Source organism: Streptomyces sp. NPDC086147, assembly GCF_040702165.1.
Classification (GTDB): Bacteria; Actinomycetota; Actinomycetes; order Streptomycetales; family Streptomycetaceae; genus Streptomyces.
The window spans coordinates 422,159-442,570 of sequence record NZ_JBFBJO010000001.1 but is presented as its reverse complement, the minus strand read 5'-3'; the positions used below and the strand labels follow the sequence as shown (position 1 = coordinate 442,570).

Annotated in this window: 14 protein-coding genes; 2 read left to right on the top strand and 12 right to left on the bottom strand. The window is 70.0% G+C overall.

The annotated features are described in order from the left end of the window. Positions 1 to 109: 109 nt before the first annotated feature. From AB0398_RS02130 to AB0398_RS02075, 12 genes are all read right to left on the bottom strand, one after another. The gene (locus tag AB0398_RS02130) at positions 110 to 1,309 is read right to left on the bottom strand and encodes a dipeptide ABC transporter ATP-binding protein (protein ID WP_366371607.1); all 1,200 of its coding nucleotides are present in this window, start codon (positions 1,307 to 1,309) and stop codon (positions 110 to 112) included. After that, positions 1,302 to 2,285 carry an ABC transporter ATP-binding protein gene (locus AB0398_RS02125; protein ID WP_366371605.1) on the bottom strand — a complete coding sequence of 328 codons (984 nt, stop codon included), beginning with the start codon at positions 2,283 to 2,285 and terminating at the stop codon, positions 1,302 to 1,304. Before AB0398_RS02125 ends, AB0398_RS02130 begins: the two co-directional genes overlap by 8 nt. A gap of 6 nt (positions 2,286 to 2,291) precedes the next feature. Continuing rightward, positions 2,292 to 3,278: an ABC transporter permease gene (locus tag AB0398_RS02120; protein ID WP_366371603.1), complete on the bottom strand. Its 987-nt coding sequence runs from the start codon at positions 3,276 to 3,278 to the stop codon at positions 2,292 to 2,294. Next, positions 3,271 to 4,194, bottom strand: a complete 924-nt coding sequence (locus AB0398_RS02115; RefSeq protein WP_366371601.1) for an ABC transporter permease — start codon at positions 4,192 to 4,194, stop codon at positions 3,271 to 3,273. Before AB0398_RS02115 ends, AB0398_RS02120 begins: the two co-directional genes overlap by 8 nt. A 139-nt stretch (positions 4,195 to 4,333) precedes the next feature. Beyond that, positions 4,334 to 5,953: an ABC transporter substrate-binding protein gene (locus tag AB0398_RS02110; protein ID WP_366371599.1), complete on the bottom strand. Its 1,620-nt coding sequence runs from the start codon at positions 5,951 to 5,953 to the stop codon at positions 4,334 to 4,336. A gap of 171 nt (positions 5,954 to 6,124) precedes the next feature. After that, a complete protein-coding gene (locus tag AB0398_RS02105; protein ID WP_366371597.1) occupies positions 6,125 to 7,237 on the bottom strand; it encodes a dipeptide ABC transporter ATP-binding protein in 1,113 nt (370 codons plus the stop codon). Then, the gene (locus AB0398_RS02100; protein WP_366371595.1) at positions 7,230 to 8,285 is read right to left on the bottom strand and encodes an ABC transporter ATP-binding protein; all 1,056 of its coding nucleotides are present in this window, start codon (positions 8,283 to 8,285) and stop codon (positions 7,230 to 7,232) included. Before AB0398_RS02100 ends, AB0398_RS02105 begins: the two co-directional genes overlap by 8 nt. A gap of 14 nt (positions 8,286 to 8,299) precedes the next feature. Further along, on the bottom strand, positions 8,300 to 9,259 hold the full coding sequence (locus AB0398_RS02095; RefSeq protein ID WP_366371593.1) for an ABC transporter permease: 960 nt from the start codon (positions 9,257 to 9,259) through the stop codon (positions 8,300 to 8,302). Then, positions 9,252 to 10,184, bottom strand: a complete 933-nt coding sequence (locus tag AB0398_RS02090; RefSeq protein WP_366372333.1) for an ABC transporter permease — start codon at positions 10,182 to 10,184, stop codon at positions 9,252 to 9,254. The genes AB0398_RS02095 and AB0398_RS02090 overlap by 8 nt, the downstream gene beginning before the upstream one ends. A 173-nt stretch (positions 10,185 to 10,357) precedes the next feature. Then, positions 10,358 to 11,995 carry an ABC transporter substrate-binding protein gene (locus AB0398_RS02085; RefSeq protein WP_366371592.1) on the bottom strand — a complete coding sequence of 546 codons (1,638 nt, stop codon included), beginning with the start codon at positions 11,993 to 11,995 and terminating at the stop codon, positions 10,358 to 10,360. A 568-nt stretch (positions 11,996 to 12,563) separates the two neighbouring features. Further along, complete coding sequence (typA, locus tag AB0398_RS02080) at positions 12,564 to 14,465, bottom strand: translational GTPase TypA (protein WP_355967926.1); 1,902 nt, start codon at positions 14,463 to 14,465, stop codon at positions 12,564 to 12,566. Positions 14,466 to 14,769: 304 nt separating this feature from the next. Further along, positions 14,770 to 17,265 carry an ABC transporter family substrate-binding protein gene (locus AB0398_RS02075; protein ID WP_366371590.1) on the bottom strand — a complete coding sequence of 832 codons (2,496 nt, stop codon included), beginning with the start codon at positions 17,263 to 17,265 and terminating at the stop codon, positions 14,770 to 14,772. Between the two features lie 199 nt (positions 17,266 to 17,464). Here AB0398_RS02075 and AB0398_RS02070 point away from each other — a divergent pair, with 199 nt between their 5' ends. Beyond that, positions 17,465 to 19,570: a TPM domain-containing protein gene (locus AB0398_RS02070; protein WP_366371588.1), complete on the top strand. Its 2,106-nt coding sequence runs from the start codon at positions 17,465 to 17,467 to the stop codon at positions 19,568 to 19,570. 55 nt (positions 19,571 to 19,625) lie between these two features. After that, positions 19,626 to 20,333 (top strand): PspA/IM30 family protein, encoded by a 708-nt coding sequence (locus tag AB0398_RS02065; protein WP_366371586.1) that lies wholly within the window; start codon positions 19,626 to 19,628, stop codon positions 20,331 to 20,333. The last annotated feature ends 79 nt before the right edge of the window (positions 20,334 to 20,412 follow it).

The window sequence follows — 20,412 nt, the reverse complement described above, 5'->3', positions numbered from 1 at the left end:
GCCGGAGCGCCTGGTGCGCTCCGGCCGGCCCACGGCACCCGCACGGCCGTACGGTGTGCAGCCTGGCGTGTCCGTATATCGGAGCCGAGTCGGGCGGGTTGCCCCGGTGTTAAGGAGTGTCGGGGGGCGGGTCCGTCCCCGGCGCCCCGTCCTCCGTACCGAAGAGGTGGCTGCCGCCCGGGGGCGGGGTGCCGGGCCTCTTCTCCAGGTCAGGGGCGCCGCCCTCCGGCTTCTCCGGGTCCGGAACACCGCCCTTCTCCAGGACCGCCCTGTGCTCCTCCGCGACCACGTGCTTCTCCTCCGCGAAGTGGCAGGCGGAGTCGTGGCGGGCCGGGCTGTCGGTGAGCCGGAAGACGGCCGGGACCGCCAGGAGGGGGACCTCCTCGGCGCAGCGCTCCCGCGCCTTCCAGCAGCGGGTGCGGAAGCGGCAGCCGGAGGGGATGTTGGCCGGGGAGGGCACGTCCCCGGTGAGGATGATCCGCTCGCGGTGGGCGCGCGCCTCGGGGTCGGGGACGGGGACGGCGGAGAGCAGCGCCTGCGTGTAGGGGTGGGTGGGGTGGTCGTAGATCTGCGCGTCGGTGCCGATCTCGACGATCCGGCCGAGGTACATGACGCCGACCCGGTCGGAGATGTGCCGCACGATCGACAGGTCGTGGGCGATGAAGACGTACGACAGGGAGAACTCGGACTGGAGCTGTTCCAGGAGGTTGACGACCTGGGCCTGGACGGAGACGTCGAGGGCCGAGACCGGTTCGTCGGCGACGATGACCTCGGGCTGGAGGGCGAGGCCGCGGGCGATGCCGATGCGCTGGCGCTGGCCGCCGGAGAACTGGTGCGGGTAGCGGTTGATGTACTCGGGGTTGAGGCCGACGACGTCCAGGAGGTCCTGGACCTTGCGGCGCCGGTCGCCCTTGGGCGCGACCTCGGGGTGGATCTCGTACGGCTCGCCGATGATGTCGCCGACGGTCATGCGCGGGTTGAGCGAGGTGTACGGGTCCTGGAAGACCATCTGGATGTTGCGCCGGACCGCCTTCAGGGCGCGGGCGGAGAGCTTGGTGATGTCCTCGCCCTTGTAGCGGATGGTGCCGGAGGTGGGCCGTTCCAGGTTGACCAGCATCTTCGCGACGGTCGACTTGCCGCAGCCGGACTCGCCGACGATGCCGAGGGTCTCGCCGGCGACGAGGTCGAAGTCGACGCCGTCGACGGCCCTGACGGCGCCGACCTGCTTCTTGAAGAGGATGCCCTGCGTCAGCGGGTAGTGCTTGTGGAGGTCCCGGACTTCGAGAATCGCCTCGGCCGTCTCAGCCATGGAGGCACTCCTTCCAGAAGTGGCAGGCGCTGGCGCGCGGCACCGGGGAGTCGGTCACCTCGTACAGCGGGGGCTCGTCGGTCCGGCAGACGTCCTGGGCCATCGGGCAGCGCGGGTTGAAGGCGCAGCCGGGCGGGATGTGCAGCAGGTTGGGCGGCAGGCCCTTGATCGCGTAGAGGTCCTGGCCCTTCTGGTCCAGGCGCGGGATCGATTCGAGGAGGCCCTTGGTGTAGGGGTGGGCGGGGGCCTTGTAGATCTCGTGGACGGGGGCCCGCTCGACGATCCGGCCGGCGTACATCACGGCGATCTTGTCGGCCACGTCGGCGACGACGCCGAGGTCGTGGGTGATGAGGATGAGGCCCATGTTGAGCTCGCGCTGGAGCTCGGCGAGGAGGTCCATGACCTGGGCCTGGACGGTGACGTCGAGGGCGGTGGTGGGCTCGTCGGCGATGATCAGCTCGGGTTCGAGGGCGAGCGCCATGGCGATCATGATGCGCTGGCGCATGCCGCCGGAGAACTGGTGCGGGTACTGGCCGACGCGTTCCTTGGCGGCGGGGATGCGGACCCGGTCCATCAGCTCGACGGCCTTGGCCCTGGAGTCCTTCCGCGACATGCCCTTGTGGACCTGGAACATCTCGCCGAGCTGGTCGCCGACGCTGAGGACGGGGTTGAGGGAGGACAGCGCGTCCTGGAAGACCATGGCCATCTTGGCGCCCCGAATCTTGCGCCGCTCGTCCTCCTTGAGCTTCAGGAGGTCCTGGCCCTGGAAGAGGATCTCGCCCCGGGTGATCCTCCCCGGGGGGATGTCGAGGATGCCCATGACGGCCTGGGCGGTGACGGACTTGCCGGAGCCGGACTCGCCGAGGACGGCGAGGGTCTCTCCCGCGTCGACGGAGTAGTCGACGCCGTTGACCGCCTTGGCCACCCCGTCCCGGGTGTGGAACTCCACGTGCAGGTCGCGCACTTCGAGCAGCATGGATCCCTACCTCAGCTTGGGGTCGAGGGCGTCGCGGACGGCGTCGCCGAGCATGATGAAGGCGAGCACCGTGACGGCCAGCGCGCCGGCCGGCCAGAGCAGCATGTGCGGGGCGTTGCGGATGTACGGCGAGGCCGCGGAGATGTCGATGCCCCAGGAGACGGTCGGGGGCTTGAGGCCGACGCCGAGGAAGGAGAGCGTGGCCTCCAGGGAGATGTACGTGCCGAGGGCGATGGTGGCGACGACGATCACGGGGGCGACGGCGTTGGGCGTGATGTGCCGCAGCAGCATCCGGGAGTTGGAGGCGCCGAGCGCGCGGGCCGCCTGGACGTAGTCGTTCTGCTTGGCGGTGATGACGGAGCCGCGGGCGATGCGGGAGATCTGCGGCCAGCCGAGCAGCACCATGAAGCCGATGACGGGCCAGACGGTGTTGTTGCTGACGACGGAGAGCAGGACCAGACCGCCGAGGACGACGGGGATGGCGAAGAAGATGTCGGTGATCCGGGAGAGGAAGCCGTCCCAGGCGCCGCCGTAGAAGCCGGCGAGGCCGCCGAGGACCGAGCCGAGGAGGGTCACGCCGAGGGTGGAGAGGACGCCGACCTCGATGGAGGCCCTGGCTCCGTAGACCGTGCGGGTGTAGACGTCGCAGCCCTGGCCGTTGAAGCCGAAGGGGTGGCCGGGCTGGGAGCCCTCCTGGGCCTTGGAGAGGTCGCAGTCCAGCGGGTTGCCACTGGCGATGAGCTGCGGCCAGATCGCGATGACCACCAGGAAGAGGATGACCAGGCCGGAGATGATGAAGACCGGGTTCCGGCGCAGGTCGTGCCAGGCGTCGGACCAGAGGGAGCGGGCCTTCTTCTCGGGCCCGGTGCCGTCGGGGCCGCCGGGGACCTTTTCCAGGGTCTCGGCCTCGGACATCGCGAGGTCGGTGGCGCCCCCGGCCCCGGTCGAGGCGATGGCCGACCCTTCGTCGTGGTGCTCGGGCATCTCAGGCATAGCGGATCCTCGGGTCAAGGACGGCGTACAGGAGGTCGACGAGCAGGTTGGCCACCAGGAAGACCAGGACGAGGACGGTGACGAAGCCGACCACGGTCTGGGTGTTCTGGCGGAGGATGCCCTGGTAGAGCTGGTAGCCGACTCCGTGGATGTTGAAGATCCGCTCGGTGACGATGGCGCCGCCCATGAGCGCGCCGATGTCGGTGCCGATGAAGGTGACCACGGGGATGAGGCTGTTGCGCAGCAGGTGCCGGGTGATGACCCTGCGGCGGGGCAGTCCCTTGGCGACGGCGGTGCGGACGTAGTCGGCGCGCTTGTTCTCGGCGATCGAGGTCCGGGTGAGCCGGGTGACATAGGCGAGCGACACGGAGGCGAGGACCAGGCCGGGGACGATCAGTTCGTCGAAGGTGGCGGCGGAGGAGACCGAGGGGTCGATCCACTTCCACTTGACGCCGAGGAGGAGCTGGACGAGCAGGCCGGTGACGAAGGTCGGGACGGAGATGACGACCAGGGTGAGCAGCAGCACGGTGGTGTCGACGGGGTGGCCGCGCTTGAGACCGGTGAGGACGCCGAGGCTGATGCCGATGACGATCTCGAAGAGGATCGCGACGATGGTGAGCCGGATGGTGACCGGGAAGGCGTTGGCCATCAGCTCGGTGACCTCCTGGCCGTTGAAGGCCGTGCCGAAGTCGCCGGTGAAGACGTTGCCCATGTAGGTCAGGTATTGCTGCCAGACCGGCTTGTCGAGGCCGAACTCCTTCTTGAGCTGGGCGGCGGTCGCCGGGTCGCACTGGCGGTCGCCGCACAGTCCGGCGACGGGGTCGCCCATCACGTTCACCATCAGGAAGATCAGCAGCGTGGCGCCGAAGAAGACCGGGATCATCTGCAGCAGTCGCCGGATCACGTATCGACCCATGAGGGACTCCGGGGGTTGGCTCCGGGAAGGGGGTTCGGCTCCGGGAAGGGGGTTCGGCTCCGGGAAGGGTCCGAGGACGGCGTACGGCCCGGCGCGGGGGTCCGCGGGCCGGGCCGTGCGCCGTCGGCCTGCTACGGCGTCAGTTCACCTTGATCTGGTCGTAGACCGGGACGCTGAAGGGGTTCAGGGTCACGTTGCTCACGCGCTCCGAGTAGCCGGCGCTGCCGTTCTGGTACCAGAGCGGGATGGCGCCCATGTCGTCGCGGAGGACCTCCTCGGCCTGCTGGAAGATCCCGACGGCCTTGGCGGTGTCGGCCTCGGCGTTGGCCTGGTTCACCAGCTTGTCGAACTCGGGGTTCGTCCACTTGCCGTCGTTGGACGAGGCGTTGGTGTAGTACAGCGGCTGGAGGAAGTTCTGGATGAGCGGGTAGTCCATCTGCCAGCCGGCGCGGAACGGGCCGGTGAGCTTCTGCGTGGTGACCTGGTTGCGGTAGTCGGCGAAGGTGCCGACGGGGTTGCCGACGCAGGCGCGGTCGTTGCCGAGGGCACGGTTGATGGAGTTGCAGACCGCGTCCACCCACTCCTTGTGGCTGCCGGTGTCGGCGTTGTACGAGATCTTCATGGTGCCGCCGGGGATGCCGCCGCCCTCGGCGACCAGCTTCTTCGCCTCGGCGGCGTCGTACTTGCAGAGGTCGCCGCAGACGTCCTTGAAGCCGCCGTCCTCGCCGAGGACGGGCGAGGTCCAGTCGACGGCGGGGGTGCGGGTCTTCTGGAAGATCGTCTCGGTGATCTGGTTCCGGTCGATCGCCCGTGACAGGCCCTGGCGCAGCTTCGCCTGGTTCGGCTTGTTCCAGTTCGGGTCGTAGAACGGGAAGGAGAGGGTCTGGATGATGCCGGCGGGCACGTTGAGGTACCGGTCGCCGAGGTCGGCCTCGACGTTCTTGAGCTGGGCGGCGGGGACGTCGTCGACGAGGTCGAGGTTGCCGGCGATCAGGTCGGTGTAGGCGGTGTTGTTGTCGGTGTAGACCTTGAGGGTCACGCCGCCGTTCTGCGCCTTGTCGGTGCCGGGGTAGGCGTCCCACTTCTTCAGGACCATCTGGGACCCCTTGGAGTAGGAGTCGATGGTGTACGGGCCGTTGCCGACGGGCTTCGAGAGCCAGCCGGCGCGGTCGCTGAAGAAGGACTGGGGCAGCGGGGCGAAGGCCGCGTAGCCGAGGGTGACCGGCCAGGTGGAGAACTTCTGGGTGAGCTTGACCGTGAAGGTGCGGTCGCCGGTGACCTTGAGGCCGGACATGGTCTGGGCGGTGGGCTGGCCCTTCTCGGGGTGGACCTGGTCGTAGCCCTCGATCTGGCCGAAGAAGTAGGCGTTCTTCTGGTTGTTCTTCAGGTTGGCGCCGTAGTTCCAGGCGTCGACGAAGGACTTGGCGGTGACCTTCTCGCCGTTGGAGAAGGTCCAGCCGTCCTTGACGGTGATGGTGAAGTTGGTGGAGTCGGTGGTGTCGATCTTCTCGGCGAGCATGTCCTTGGCCTCGCCGGTCTTGGGGTCGTACTGCTTGAGCCCCCGGAAGATCATCGACAGGACCTTGCCGCCTTGGACCTCGTTGGTGTTGGCCGGCTCCAGCGGGTTCTGCGGGTCGCCCCACGAGGAGGACACGACGCCGTCCGCTCCTCCGCCGCTGTCCCCGCCGCCGCAGGCGGTCGCCGCGAGGGCGACGGCGGTGGCCAGAGCGGCCCACTTGGCGTGCGTGGCTCCGCGCATGGAGTGCCTCCCGTATGTGCCGATTCACACTGAGAGCCCCAATATCACCCCGTATCAGTGCCCATGCATGTTGTCGGCGCCCATCAGTGCGACGGCGGGGGCGCACGGAAAACGGCTGGCTCCTGGCGCCGTGGGGCGCCGGGAGCCGGCCGTGCGGAACCGCGCGGGGTGTCAGTGCACCGGGACGACCTGCTTCTCCTCGGCGAAGTGGCACGCCGAGAAGTGGGCGGCCGGGGTGTCCTGGCCCTTGAAGACGGAGGGCACCGCGAGGAGCGGGACCTCCTGGGCGCAGCGCTCCTGCGCCTTCCAGCAGCGGGTGCGGAAGCTGCAGCCCGACGGCGGGTTCGCCGGCGACGGGACGTCACCGGTGAGGATGATCCGCTCGCGGTGCGCGCGGGCCTCCGGGTCCGGCACCGGTACCGCGGAGAGCAGCGCCTGCGTGTACGGGTGCGTCGGGTGCTCGTAGATCTCGGTGTCCGTACCGATCTCGGCCATCTTGCCGAGGTACATGACGCCGACGCGGTCCGAGATGTGCCGGACGATCGACAGGTCGTGCGCGATGAAGAGGTAGGAGAGGTTGAACTCGTCCTGGAGCTTCTCCATCAGGTTGATGACCTGGGCCTGGACGGAGACGTCCAGGGCCGAGACCGGCTCGTCGCAGATGATGATCTCGGGGTTGAGCGCGAGACCGCGGGCGATGCCGATGCGCTGGCGCTGACCGCCGGAGAACTGGTGCGGGTACCGGTTGATGTACTCCGGGTTCAGGCCGACGACGTCCAGGAGCTCCTGCACCTTGCGGCGCCGGTCGCCCTTCGGGGCCACCTCGGGGTGGATGTCGAAGGGCTCGCCGATGATGTCGCCGACCGTCATGCGCGGGTTGAGCGAGGTGTACGGGTCCTGGAACACCATCTGGATGTTGCGCCGGACCGCCTTCAGGGCGCGCCCGGACAGCTTGGTGATGTCCTGGCCCTTGTAGAAGACCTCGCCCGCAGTGGCCCGCTCCAGGTTCATCAGGAGCTTGGCGACCGTGGACTTGCCACAGCCGGACTCGCCCACGATGCCGAGGGTCTCGCCCTGGTAGAGGTCGAAGGAGACCCCGTCCACGGCCTTGACCGCGCCGACCTGCTTCTTGAAGAGGATGCCCTGCGTCAGCGGGAAGTGCTTCTTCAGTCCGCGCACCTGGAGGATCGGCTCGCCACGGACCAGGGGGGCCTCGATGGCGGCGACCAGGGCCTCTTCGTTGGCGGCGGCCACGGCCTCGTCGTTCTTGCCGATGTCAGCCATGGATCGTCTCCTTCCAGAAGTGGCAGGCGCTCTTGCGGCCCGGAAGGTCCGTGCCGTCCTGCTCGGTGACCGGCACCAGGGCCGGGATCTCCGTGCGGCAGATGTCCTCGGCCTTGGGGCAGCGCGGGTTGAAGGCGCAGCCGGTGGGCACGCGGAGCAGGTTGGGCGGCAGGCCCTTGATCGCGTAGAGCTCCTGGCCCTTCTGGTCCAGGCGCGGGATCGAGTCCAGCAGACCGCGGGTGTACGGGTGGGCCGGGCGCTTGTACAGCTCGTGCACGGGCGCCTGCTCGACGATCCGGCCGGCGTACATCACGGCGATCTTGTCCGCGACGTCGGCGACGACGCCGAGGTCGTGGGTGATCAGGATCAGGCCCATGTTGTATTCCTGCTGGAGCTCCGCGAGGAGGTCCATGACCTGGGCCTGGACGGTCACGTCGAGAGCCGTGGTGGGCTCGTCGGCGATGATCAGGTCCGGCTCCAGGGCCAGCGCCATGGCGATCATGATGCGCTGGCGCATGCCGCCGGAGAACTGGTGGGGGTAGTCGGTGACCCGGGCCTTGGCGGCCGGGATCTTGACCTTGTCCATCAGCTCGATGGCCTTGGTCCTGGCGTCCTTCTTGGACAGGCCCTGGTGGACCCGGAACATCTCGCCGAGCTGGTAGCCGACGTTGAGGACCGGGTTCAGGGAGGACAGCGCGTCCTGGAAGATCATCGCGATCTTGCGGCCGCGGATCTTCCGGCGCTCCTCCTCGGACATCTTCAGCATGTCCTGGCCGCGGAACAGGATCTCGCCCTGCGGGATCTTGCCGGGCGGCATGTCGAGGATGCCCATGATGGCCTGGGCGGTGACGGACTTGCCGGAGCCGGACTCGCCGAGGACGGCGAGGGTCTCGCCGGCGTTCACCGAGTAGTTGACGCCGTTGACCGCCTTGGCCACACCGTCACGGGTGTGGAACTCCACGTGCAGGTCGCGGACTTCGAGCAGCGGGCCGGTGCCGGACCCGTCGCGCGGCGCGGGGAAGGCCGCGGTCTTGTCGATGATGCTCATCTTTTACGCCCTCCTCAGCGCAGCTTGGGGTCGAGGGCGTTGCGGACGGCTTCGCCGAGCATGATGAACGCCAGAACGGTGAGGCTCAGCATGATCGACGGGTACAGCAGGATGTGCTGCGACGTACGGATCGCCTGAACACCCGCGGAGATGTCGACACCCCACGAGACGGTCGGGGCGGCGAGGCCGAGCCCCAGGTAGGACAGGGTCGCCTCGGCGGAGATGTAGCCGCCGAGGGCGATGGTGGCGACGACGATCACCGGGGCCATGGCGTTCGGCAGGATGTGCCGGAAGAGGATCCGGTTGGTGCCGGCGCCCAGCGCCTTGGCGGCGTGGACGTAGTCGGCCTGCTTGACCGTGATCACGGCGCCGCGCATGACGCGGGCCATCTGCGTCCAGCCGAGGAAGGCGAGGGCGAAGACGACGACCCAGACGGTGCGCTCGACGAAGGCCTGGAGGACGACCATCGCGCCGAGCAGGAAGGGGATGCCGAAGAAGACGTCGGTGAGGCGGGAGAGGACCGCGTCCACCCAGCCGCCGAAGTAACCGGCGATCATGCCCATGGCGCCGCCGACCACGGTGACGATCAGGGTGACGCAGACGCCGACGATGATCGAGGCGCGGGTGCCGTAGATCAGGCGGGCGTAGACCGAGCGGCCCTGGATGTCGTAGCCGAGCCAGCCGGGCGAGCCGATGTCGCCGAGCTCGGGCTTGCCGACGTAGTGCTTGACGAGGTCACCGGCCGTGGGCGAGGCACTGGTGAACAGCCCCGGGAACACCGCGATGAGCAGCAGGAAGAAGATCAGCACCGACGACACGATGAAGTACGGGTTGCGGCGCAGGTCGCGCCACGCGTCGCCCCAGAGCGAGCGGGGCTTCTCCGCCTTGGGCGGCTGGGGGGCGGACGCCTCCACCGGAGGGGTGGTGACGGCGTCCACCGACGCGGCGGCCGCGGTCTTGGTCACGTCAGGCATACCGGATCCTCGGGTCCAGGACCGCGTACAGCAGGTCGATGAGCAGGCTGGTGATGAGGTAGACGACCACCAGGACGGTGACGAGACCGACGAGGGTGCTGCCCTCGCGGCGGCTGATCGACTCGTAGATCAGACCACCGACACCCTTGACGTTGAAGATGCCTTCGGTGACGACCGCGCCGCCCATCAGGGCGCCGATGTCGGTGCCGAGGAAGGTGACGACGGGGATCATCGAGTTGCGCATGAGGTGGACGCCGATGATGCGGCGCTTCGGCAGGCCCTTGGCGACGGCCGTGCGCATGTAGTCGGCGCGCAGGTTCTCCGCCATGGAGGTGCGGGTGAGCCGCGCCACATAGGCGAGGGAGAGACCACCGAGGACGATGGCGGGGGCGATCATCTCGGACAGCAGCTGGTCGTTGCTGACGTTCGGCTCGATCCAGCCGAGCTGGAACGCGAAGACCATCTTGATGATGAAGCCGAGCACGAAGACCGGGATCGAGATGATCAGCAGGGTGAAGATCAGGATCGCGTTGTCGGCCATGCGACCGGCGCGGAGGCCGGCGATGATGCCGAGGCCGAGGCCGAACACGAGCTCGAAGGCGAAGGCGAGGGCCGCCAGCTGGATCGTGACGGGGAACGCGTCGCCCAGCACTTCGGTCACAGGCCGGTCGTTGCGGATCTGCGTACCGAAGTCGAAGTGGAAGAGGATTCCACTGATGTAGTCCCAGTACTGCTTCAGGATGTGCTGGTCGAGACCGAGCTTGTGTCTGATCTCCGCGATGGTCGCGGGGGACGCCCCCTTGTCTCCGAACAGACCGGCCACGGGGTCACCGGGCAGGCTGTAGACCATGAGGAAGATCAGCAGGGTTGTCCCGAAGAAAACCGGGATCATCTGGAGCAGTCGTCGTGCGACATAGCGCCCCATCATGCCTCCGTTGAGATGTGACGGCCGCAGCCGAGGGCCCCTCCACGACGGCGCACTGCCCGGATTCGGGCAGCACGGTGCCGTGGAAGGGCCCCCCAGCCGCTGCGTAAGGCGCCGAGACGGGACTGACGATCCGTCAGTCCCGTGACGGCTTGCGGACTACGCTTTCAGGTTTACTTGTGGACCTCGACGCCGGTCAGGATCGGGTCGCCGTCCTGACCGTAAGCCACGCCCGAAACCTTCTCGGAGTAGCCCGCGTTGACCTTGTAGTACCAGAGCGGGATGGACGGCATGTAGTTGACCAGGTCCTTCTCGATGGCCTGGAACTCCTTGACCGACTCGTCCAGCGTGGGAGCGGAGTCCGCCTTCGCGATCTTGGCGTCCAGCTCCTTGTTGGAGAAGCCACCCTGGTTGCCCGCCGCACCCGTACGGAACAGGTCCGAGATGAAGTTGGCGTTCACCGGGTAGTCGAGCACCCAACCGGAGCGGTAGAACGACTTGACCTGCTTGTTCTTCCGGGCCTGGAGGTCGGCCTGGAAGTCCGGCTTGCCGTCACCGGTGCACGCGACGCCCGTGGACTGGGTGATGGAGTTGCAGACCGCGTCCACCCACTCCTTGTGCCCGCCGTCGGCGTTGAACTGGATGGAGATCTTGTTGCCGGGGACGCCGCCGCCGGCCTTGATGAGCTCCTTGGCCTTGGCCGGGTCGAACTTGGTGACGTCGACCGCGTTCGGCTGGTACCCGAGCACACCCTTGGCGACCCAGCCGGAGGCGGGCTCGCGGGTGCCCTGGAGCACCGTCTTGGTGATGGTGGCGCGGTCGATGGCCATCGAGATGCCCTGGATGACCTTGGGGTCGACCTGCTTGGGCTTGCTCCACTGGTCGGCGTAGAAGGCCACGGCGACGGTCTGGATCGCGGAGTACGCCTGGTCGACGGCGCGGTCGCCGAGGTCCTGGCGGTAGACCGGGAGGTCCTTCGGGGCGAGCTGACGCAGGACGTCGACGTTGCCCGACTTCAGGTCCTCGTAGGCGGCCTCGAGGGTGGTGTAGTTCTTGAAGACCACACCGCCGTTCTTCGCCTTGTTCGGGCCCTTGTAGTCGTCGTAACGGACGATCTCGATCTGCTTCTTGTGGTCCCAGCTCTTGAACTTGTAGGGACCGTTGCCGATCGGCTTCTGGCCGGCGGCCTTGGTGTCCTTGTAGAACGCCTCGGGCAGCGGGGCGAAGACGATGTAGGCGAGCTTGTGGCCGAAGTACGGGACGGCCTTCGACAGCTCGATGGTGAAGCTGTTCTCGTCGACGACCTTCAGACCGTCCAGCTTGTCGGCGGTGGGCTGCGCGCCCTCCTCGGACGGGCTGAGCTTCTCGAAGCCCTTGATGTCGGCGAACCACGAGTTGAGACCCATGGCGTTCTTGACGTTGGCGTTCCAGTTCCACGCGTCCACGTAGGACTTGGCGGTGACCGGGGTGCCGTCGTGGAAGGTCCAGCCCGGCTTGAGCTTGACGGTCCACGTCTTCGAGTCCGTCGTGGTGACCGACTCGGCGTTGATCATCTCCAGCGAACCGTCGGCCTTGTAGTCGACCAGGGTCGAGAACAGGCCGGCCATGACGGCGGAGCCGTTGGACTCCATCGTGTCGCCGGTGTACAGGGGCTTCTCGGGCTCACCGAGCTCGATGGAGAAGATTCCGTTCGGGTCAACAGCGCCCTTGGCGTCGCTGCCGCCGTCGCTCTTCCCCCCGCCACAGGCGGTCGCAGCAAGGGCGACGATGATCGCGCCCGTTACCCACTTGGCGCTCTTGGCACCGCGCATGGGTTCCTCCTCATGAGTCCACTTTGTCACTACAAGAGGGGCACTCCGAGTTTCGCCGACACCCCTGACGGCTATGCACTCAAGTGCCCCGAGTGTGCTCGTGAGTCGGCACTCCCCACAGTGCGTGACCCATTGACCCGAGCTCAATGGAGCCAACTATTAAGTACGTCCGGGCCGTAAACCACACTTAAGTGGTCTCGTTTTGACAACATCACCACCCCCCGAGGTACCGAAATCCGGACAAAGTGAGTCCAGACAGACACCCCCGAAACGGACTGTTAATACACGTTCCGGAGAGCGATGACCGGTATCCGGACACCGGATCTCTGAATTCGACTTGACGGCGGGTGCGGGATCGATCCCCTTCCCCGGCCTCGCGAAGGCCCCCGGGACGACCCTCGCGACGACCTCCGCGACGACCTCCGCGACGACCTCCGTGACGGATCCTCGCAGGTGGCCCCGGTGACGCCGCCGGGGCGCCTCCGCCCGGCACGGGGGCACGACTGAGCCCCGCCGGAACCGGCGGGGCTCAGGTCACGCGGTCGGGACCGGTCGAACCGGTTCCGGATCAGCCGTTCTTGGCGCGGGAGGACGCGCGGCCGCGCGCGTTCTGGTCCAGGATCACCTTGCGGATGCGCACGGCCTCCGGGGTGACCTCGACGCACTCGTCGTCGCGGCAGAACTCCAGGGACTGCTCCAGGGAGAGCTTGCGCGGCGGGACGATCGCCTCGAAGGAGTCGGCCGAGGAGGAGCGCATGTTGGTGAGCTTCTTCTCCTTGGTGATGTTCACGTCCATGTCGTCGGAGCGCGAGTTCTCGCCGACGATCATGCCCTCGTACACCTCGGTGCCGGGGTCGGTGAACAGGACGCCGCGCTCCTGGAGGTTGGTCATCGCGAAGGCGGTGACGGCACCGGCGCGGTCGGCGACGAGCGAACCGTTGTTACGGGTCGTCAGGGTGCCGAACCACGGCTCGTGGCCCTCGTGGATCGAGTGGGCGATGCCCGTGCCGCGGGTGTTGGTGAGGAACTCCGTACGGAAGCCGATGAGGCCGCGAGACGGGACGACGAACTCCATGCGGACCCAGCCCGAGCCGTGGTTCGACATGTTGTCCATGCGGCCCTTGCGGACGCCCATGAGCTGCGTGACCGCGCCCATGTGCTCCTCGGGGACGTCGACCGTGAGGCGCTCGACGGGCTCGTGGACCTTGCCGTCGACGAGCTTGGTGACGACCTGCGGCTTGCCGATGGTCAGCTCGAAGCCCTCGCGACGCATCTGCTCGACCAGGATGGCGAGCGCGAGCTCACCGCGGCCCTGGACCTCCCAGGCGTCCGGGCGCTCGGTGTCGAGGACGCGGAGCGAGACGTTGCCGATGAGCTCGCGGTCCAGACGGTCCTTGACCTGGCGGGCGGTGACCTTGCGCTGCTTGACCGCGGACTTGGCGTCCGCGCCCTTGCCCGTGCCGCCGCGGCCGACGAGCGGCGAGGTGTTGGTGCCGATGGTCATGGAGATGGCCGGCTGGTCGACCGTGATCAGCGGCAGCGCGATCGGGTTCTCCGGGTCGGCCAGGGTCTCGCCGATCATGATGTCGGGGATGCCGGCGACGGCGCAGATGTCACCGGGGCCGGCGACCTCGGCCGGCTTGCGGGTGAGCGCCTCGGTCATCATCAGCTCGGTGATGCGGACGTTGGAGATCGTGCCGTCCCGCTTGATCCACGCGACCGTCTGGCCCTTGCGCAGCTCGCCCTGCTCGACGCGGAGCAGCGCGATGCGGCCGAGGAAGTTGTCGGCGTCCAGGTTGGTGACGTGGGCCTGGAGCGGGGCCTCCTCGTCGTACACCGGGGCCGGGACGTGCTCCAGGATGGCGGAGAAGAACGGCTCCAGGTTGTCGCTGTCCGCGGGGACCGTGCCGTTCTCCGGCTTGGTCAGCGAGGCGACGCCGTCACGGCCGCAGGCGTAGACGATCGGGAACTCGATCTGGTCCTCGTCCGCGTCCAGGTCCAGGAACAGGTCGTAGGTCTCGTTGACGACCTCGTCGATCCGGGAGTCCGGGCGGTCCGTCTTGTTGATGCAGAGGATGACGGGCTTGCGCTGCTGGAGCGCCTTGCGCAGCACGAAGCGGGTCTGCGGGAGCGGACCCTCGGAGGCGTCCACGAGGAGGACGACCGCGTCCACCATCGACAGACCGCGCTCGACCTCGCCGCCGAAGTCGGCGTGGCCGGGGGTGTCGATGATGTTGATCGTGATCGGGGCCCCGCCGTCCTTGGGGTGGTACTTCACCGCCGTGTTCTTGGCGAGGATCGTGATGCCCTTCTCACGTTCCAGGTCGTTCGAGTCCATCATGCGGTCGTCGAGCTGCTGGTGGGCGGCGAAGGCACCGGCCTGCTTGAGCATGGCGTCGACGATGGTCGTCTTGCCGTGGTCGACGTGGGCGACGATGGCGACGTTGCGGATGTCGTGGCGCGTGGGCATGGGTGGCTTGCGCTTCTCTCGGATCGTGGGAATCGGCGTCAGTTCCTCTTACGCCCGCCGGGCGGACGCGCCACGGCTATGTCCCATGGTACGGGGCCGCCGTGCAAGAGGCTTCCCCGCCCGGGTTCCGAGAGGGTCTACTGGGAGGTTTCAAGGGTGTGGGGGAGGTCGTGCGGCCGGGTCAAGGGGCCGTCGCGATCCTGCCCGCCGGAGAGGCCGGCGGGCAAGGAAGTTGAGCTGGTTCTGAGGTTGTGACCTGCGGTTTCAGTGCTTTCAGTGCTTTCAGTGGGTTCGTGCCTCGGTTTTACCGGTTCCGCTCGGGTCCCTTGGGGGTCTCGCCCTTCCTGAAACCGATGTCCTGGTAGCGGGGGGCGGCGAAGCCCCAGGCCCCCGCGTTCACCAGGTCGGCCCTGGCGGCGACGAGCTGCGGGCGCTGGTAGAGGGGGATGGAGCCGGCCGCGGCCCAGATCCGGGCGTCGGCCTGGCGGACGAGTTCGAGGGCCTCCTCCTCGTCGAGCGTGCCCGCCGCCTGGTCGAAGAGCTGGTCGATGCGGTCGGTGCCGACCCGGGAGTAGTTCTGCTCGACCATGAGCGAGCCGTCCGAGGCGGGCTCGGGCTTGGCGAAGATCGGCCGGGCGTCGGTCGCGGGGAAGGCGGAGGCGGGCCAGGAGTAGAGGGCCAGGTCGTAGTCGCCCGAGGCGATGTGGTCCTTGAAGAAGCTCTCGTCGGAGACCTTGGTGACCTCGGTGCGGATCCCGACCGCGTCGAGCATCCGGACGATCCGGTCCCCCACCGTCCGCAGCGGCTCGGAGCCCGGTCCGGACGGCAGGACGAAGCGGAGGCTGAGCGCCTTGCCGTCCTTGCCGAGGGCCTGCTTGGCCGGGGGGACGGCGGCGGGCGCGGCGGTGCCGCGCGGGGCGTAGGCCCCGGGCATCCCCCGGTCGGGCTTGGCGGCCTGCGGGGCGTCGGCCCGGGCGGCGGCGCCCGTACCGGCGTCGAGGGCCCCGGGCCGGGCTTCGAGCGCCTCGGGCCGGGTGTCGAGGGCTTCGGCCCGGGCCCGGAGCGCGGCGCCCTGCCGGGCGGCGGCGGGGGCCGGGGCGAGGACGCGGGCGGCGCTCTCGGGGCCGGCGACGGGGGCGGGGACGGCCCGGCGCTCGCCCGGCTTGTCGTCGCCGACGATGTAGAGGCCCTCGTCCGAGGGGGCGTCCCCGGAGGCGTCGTCGCTCTTCTTCTTGGCGTCGGCGGTGGCGGTGGCGGTGCTCTTCGCGGGCTTCCCGGACTCGACGGCGGCCTTCTCGGCCTCTCCCGCCTTCTTCTCCGCCTTCTCGGCCTCTTCGGCCTTCGTCCCCGCCGTCCCCGCCTCGCTGCCCGCCTTCGTGCCGGCGGGCCGCTCGGCGCCGCCGGGGACCCAGCCGGCGTCGGCGAGGAGCGCCCGCGCCTCCTGGGTGTCCTGGCCGCCGAGGGCGTCGCTGCCGTCCTTGTACGCCGCCTGGCCGGCGAGGGCCAGGTGGCTGCCGGGGGGCTTCGCCGGGAGGCCGAGGGGCTTGAGCACGGATTCGGCCAGCTCCTGGCGGTCGATGGCGCGGGCCACCGCGCGCCGCACCCGCTCGTCGGAGAGCGGCCCGGACTCGCCGTTCAGCGCGAGCTGGGTGTAGGCGGGCTCCAGGGACTTGCGGACGGCGTACTTGGCCAGGGTGTCCTGCGCGCTCGCGTACCGGGCGACCGCCTGCCGGTTCTCCTCGCGGGCGGCCCGGACCTCCTCGGCCTTCTCCTCGTCGGAGCCGTGGGCGAGGGCCCAGGACTTCAGGGCCTTGGAGGGGGTGATGCCGGAGCCGGGGCCGTGGGCGAGGGCGGCCTGCGCGCCGTTCCGTCCGGCGCGGGCGTCCTTGAGCGCCAGGGAGATCCGCTCGGCCGTGGAGCGGTCGATCTCGGCCAGGTCGAGGGTGCCGGCGGCGAGGGCGTCCGTCCGGTCGGCGCGGGGGACGGGCTTGAGGACGACGGTGTCGAGCTTGGCGGCCTGCCCCCACCAGCGGGGGTTGCGGGTGAGGGTGACGTCGCCGCTCTCGCCGTCGACCGACTTCAGCAGGAACGGTCCGGCGGTGGCCTTGAGGGCGGTGCGGGCGCCGTCGTTGAAGGAGTCCGGGGACCCCATCACCTGCTTCGGGTAGAGGGGGGTGAAGAGGGCCTGCCAGTCGGCGTAGGGCTTGGCGAAGGTGACCCGCACCTCCAGGTCGTTCTTGCCTCGCTCGATCTTCTCGATCCGCTCGTAGCCGGAGTTCCGGGCGGTCCAGTACGCGGTGTCGCGGCCGCTCAGGGCGCGCCACTGGGCGACGAAGTCGGGGGCGCCGATCTCGCGTCCGTCGCTCCACACGGCCTGCTGGTTGAGCTTGTAGAGGACGACCTGCTTGGGCTCGGTCTCGACGACCTGCGCGGACTCCAGGTAGTCGGGGTTCCGCTGCGGCCGGCCCCGCCGGTCGAGGGTGTAGAGGGCGGGGAGCACGGCTCCGGCGATGCGGGAGGTGGTGGCGTCGGCGTCGGCCTGGAAGGCGTTGAGGGTGGTGGGCGCCGCGTCGACGGCCCAGCGCAGGGTGCCGCCGTCGGCGACCCGGTCGCGCGGGGCGGGCGCGTTGTCCTGGGCCGCGAGCGGGGCGGCGTCGGTCTCGTCGTCGTCCGCGATGCATCCGGCGAGGACGGTGACGGCGAGGACGGCACTGGTGAGGGTGGCGACGGTGCGGAGCGTCCGGGAGCGGGGGCTGGGGCATGTCCGTGTCCCGCCGTGAGGGGTGCCGATCTGGGACATGTCTTGTACCCCTTCGTCCAGATTCATTCCATTTGGAGATGATCACATCTCCCGCTCATCCACTGAAAAGGAGGAAGAAGATCCGGCCATGACGACACGGCGACATGGCCGGAAAATGCCACTCGGGCGGCCCAACCCACGGCCCGGGAGCGCACGGGACCGGTCGCGGGCGGACATACCCGGACATAGCCTCGCGTGTGTGACGCGAACAGCCACCCGAGCCCTTCTCGCGGTACTGGTGGCGGCGTGGTGGCTCGTCGTCCCCGCCGTGCACGGTGCCCGCGCCGACGACCCCGTCGTCCTGTCCCGGGACGGACAGATCACCGACCGGGTGGGCGCGCTGCGCGACCGCCGCGCCTCCGTGGAACAGGCCCTGGACCGGCTCTACGAGCAGGAGCGCGTCCAGCTCTTCGTCGTCTACGTACGGGACTTCTCCGGGCGTCCGGGCCAGGACTGGGCCGACGCCACCGCCGAGCGCAACGGGCTCGGCGCCGACGACCTGCTGCTCGCCGTCGCCACCCACGACCGGCGGTACGGCTACTCGGCCGACCCCGGCTCCGGCCTCACCCGGGCGCGGCTCGACGAGGTCGCGCGGACCGCGATCGAACCGGCGCTGCGGCAGAACGACTGGGCGGGCGCCGCCATCGGCGCGGCGGACGGCTACGGCGCCGTCCTCGCGGGCCGGCCCGTCACCGCTCCCCCGATCACCCCCGGGCCCGCCGACCCGGGCCACGCGGCCGACGACGGCCCCTCCGCCGCCGACCTGGTCCTGCCCCTGGTGCTCGTCGGCGGCGCCGGGGCGGTGGCGGTGGCGGCCTACGCGTACGCCAAGCGGCGCCGGCGGACCGGGACCCGCACCACGCCCGCGAACGGGCAGGGCTGGGGGCCGCCGGAGGAGCCCGCGCCGCCGACCCCGGAGGAGCTGGACGGGGAGGCCCGCCGGACCCTGGTCGCCACCGACGACGCCGTCCGCACCAGCCAGGAGGAGCTGGGCTTCGCGTCGGCCCAGTTCGGCGAGGAGGCGGTGCGGCCCTTCACCGAGTCCGTCGCCTTCGCCCAGGAGCAGCTGACGGCGTCGTTCCGGCTGCGGCAGAAGCTCGACGACGCCTTCCCCGAGGACGACGCGACCCGCCGGAGCATGCTGGAGGAGATCCTGCGCCGCTGCGCGGAGGCGAACGCCCGGCTGGACGCCGAGGCCGAGTCCTTCGACCGGCTCCGCGCCCTGGAGCGGACCGCCCCCGAGGCACTGGACTCCGTCGAGGCCGCGCTCCGGGAGCAGACGGCCCGGATGGGCACGGCCGAGGCGGCGCTGACCGCCATGCGCGAGCGGTACGCGGAGACGGCGGCCTCGCCGGTCGCCGGTGACGTCGAGCAGGCCAGGGACCGGCTGGTCTTCGCGACGACGCACGTCGACGGGGCCCGGGAGCGGATCGGCGCCGGTGACAACGGCGGGGCCGCCGTGCACGTCCGGGCCGCCGAGGGGGCCGTGGACCAGGCGGCGCGGCTGATCGAGGCGGTGGACCGGCGGGCGCAGGAGCTGGCCGAGGCCGTGGGCCGGCTGCCGGGGGTGCTCGCGGAGACGGACGCGGACCTCGCGGACGCCCGCGGCCTGCTGAAGGGGACCGCCGCCGGGGTGTCCACGGCCGACCTCCAGGGCCGGATCGCCCGCGCCGAGGCGGTGGTGGCCGAGGTGCGGCGGAACGCGGAGGCCGGGCGGTACGACCCGATCGGCGCCCTGCGCCGGGTCGAGGAGGCCGACGCGGCCCTCGACGAGGCCCTGGAGGGGGCCAGGGAGCGCGAATCGGGCGCCCGGCGCGCCCGCGCGCTGCTCGACCAGGCGATGCTGACGGCCCGTTCGGCGATCGGGGCGGCCTCCGACTACGTCGCCACCCACCGGGGCGCGGTGGGCAGCGAGGCCCGTACGCGCCTGGCGGAGGCCGGGCGCCGCTGGGAGGAGGCGCAGGCGCTCGCGGCGGACGACGACCCGCAGGCCGCCCTCGCGGAGGCCCGGCAGGCGGACGCGCTCGCCCGGCGGGCGCAGGACCTCGCCGAGCGGGACGTCCGCGCCTACGGCGACCCGAACGGCCCGGGCGGGGTGCCGGGGGTGGCGGGGAACACCGGCGGCGGGCTCGGCGGCGCGGTGCTCGGCGGCATCATCCTCGGCGGCCTGTTCGGCGGGGGACGCGGGGGCGGGGGCTTCGGCGCGGGTGGCGGCGGTTTCGGGGGCGGAGGCTTCGGCGGCGGGCCCGGCAGCTTCGGCGGCAGCGGCACGCGCGGCCGGCTGGGCGGCGGCGGGCGCTTCTGACCCCGGGCCTCCCCCGACCCCCCTCTTCCCCACACCCCTCTCAAGGAGAAGCCCCATGAGCAAGCAGACCGTCCTCGGCCGGGTCACCCAGCTGGCGAAGGCCAACATCAACGCCCTGCTGGACCAGGCGGAGGACCCGCGGAAGATGCTGGACCAGCTGATCCGCGACTACGCGAACAACATCGCGGACGCGGAGGAGGCGGTGGCCGCGACCATCGGCAACCTCCGGCTGATGGAGCAGGACCACCAGGAGGACGTGGACGCGGCGAAGGAGTGGGGCGGCAAGGCGCTCGCCGCCAGCCGGAAGGCCGACGAGCTGCGGAGCGGCGGGCAGACGGCGGAGGCGGACCGCTTCGACAACCTGGCGAAGGTGGCGCTCGGCCGCCAGCTCCAGTCGGAGAAGGAGGCGCGGACGGCGGAGCCGACGATCGCCGCGCAGACCGAGGTGGTCGCGAAGCTCAGGACCGGTCTCGACCGGATGCGGGCCAAGCTCGCCGAGCTCCGGGCCAAGCGGGACGAGCTGGTGGCCCGCGCGAAGTCGGCGCAGGCGCAGAACACGATGGTGGACGCCGTGAAGAACGTCGACGTGCTCGACCCGACCAGCGAGCTGAGCCGCTTCGAGGACAAGGTGCGCCGGGAGGAGGCGCGGGCCCTCGGCAAGCAGGAGCTGGCGGCCTCCTCCCTGGACGCGCAGTTCGAGCAGCTGGACGCGCTCGGGGACGACGCCGAGATCGAGGCCCGGCTGGCCGCGCTCAAGGACTGACCCGGCGGCCCCGCGCACCCGCACGACTCACGCCCGCACGACTCGTACCCGTACGCCTCACACGCGTACGGCTCACCCC

Excerpts from the sequence above, each read along its gene's own strand:
- AB0398_RS02130 (WP_366371607.1), bottom strand. The coding sequence starts at position 1,309 with ATGGCTGAGACGGCCGAGGCGATTCTCGAAGTCCGGGACCTCCACAAG.
- AB0398_RS02125 (WP_366371605.1), bottom strand. The coding sequence starts at position 2,285 with ATGCTGCTCGAAGTGCGCGACCTGCACGTGGAGTTCCACACCCGGGAC.
- AB0398_RS02120 (WP_366371603.1), bottom strand. The coding sequence starts at position 3,278 with ATGCCTGAGATGCCCGAGCACCACGACGAAGGGTCGGCCATCGCCTCG.
- AB0398_RS02115 (WP_366371601.1), bottom strand. The coding sequence starts at position 4,194 with ATGGGTCGATACGTGATCCGGCGACTGCTGCAGATGATCCCGGTCTTC.
- AB0398_RS02110 (WP_366371599.1), bottom strand. The coding sequence starts at position 5,953 with ATGCGCGGAGCCACGCACGCCAAGTGGGCCGCTCTGGCCACCGCCGTC.
- AB0398_RS02105 (WP_366371597.1), bottom strand. The coding sequence starts at position 7,237 with ATGGCTGACATCGGCAAGAACGACGAGGCCGTGGCCGCCGCCAACGAA.
- AB0398_RS02100 (WP_366371595.1), bottom strand. The coding sequence starts at position 8,285 with ATGAGCATCATCGACAAGACCGCGGCCTTCCCCGCGCCGCGCGACGGG.
- AB0398_RS02095 (WP_366371593.1), bottom strand. The coding sequence starts at position 9,259 with ATGCCTGACGTGACCAAGACCGCGGCCGCCGCGTCGGTGGACGCCGTC.
- AB0398_RS02090 (WP_366372333.1), bottom strand. The coding sequence starts at position 10,184 with ATGGGGCGCTATGTCGCACGACGACTGCTCCAGATGATCCCGGTTTTC.
- AB0398_RS02085 (WP_366371592.1), bottom strand. The coding sequence starts at position 11,995 with ATGCGCGGTGCCAAGAGCGCCAAGTGGGTAACGGGCGCGATCATCGTC.
- typA (WP_355967926.1), bottom strand. The coding sequence starts at position 14,465 with ATGCCCACGCGCCACGACATCCGCAACGTCGCCATCGTCGCCCACGTC.
- AB0398_RS02075 (WP_366371590.1), bottom strand. The coding sequence starts at position 17,265 with ATGTCCCAGATCGGCACCCCTCACGGCGGGACACGGACATGCCCCAGC.
- AB0398_RS02065 (WP_366371586.1), top strand. The coding sequence starts at position 19,626 with ATGAGCAAGCAGACCGTCCTCGGCCGGGTCACCCAGCTGGCGAAGGCC.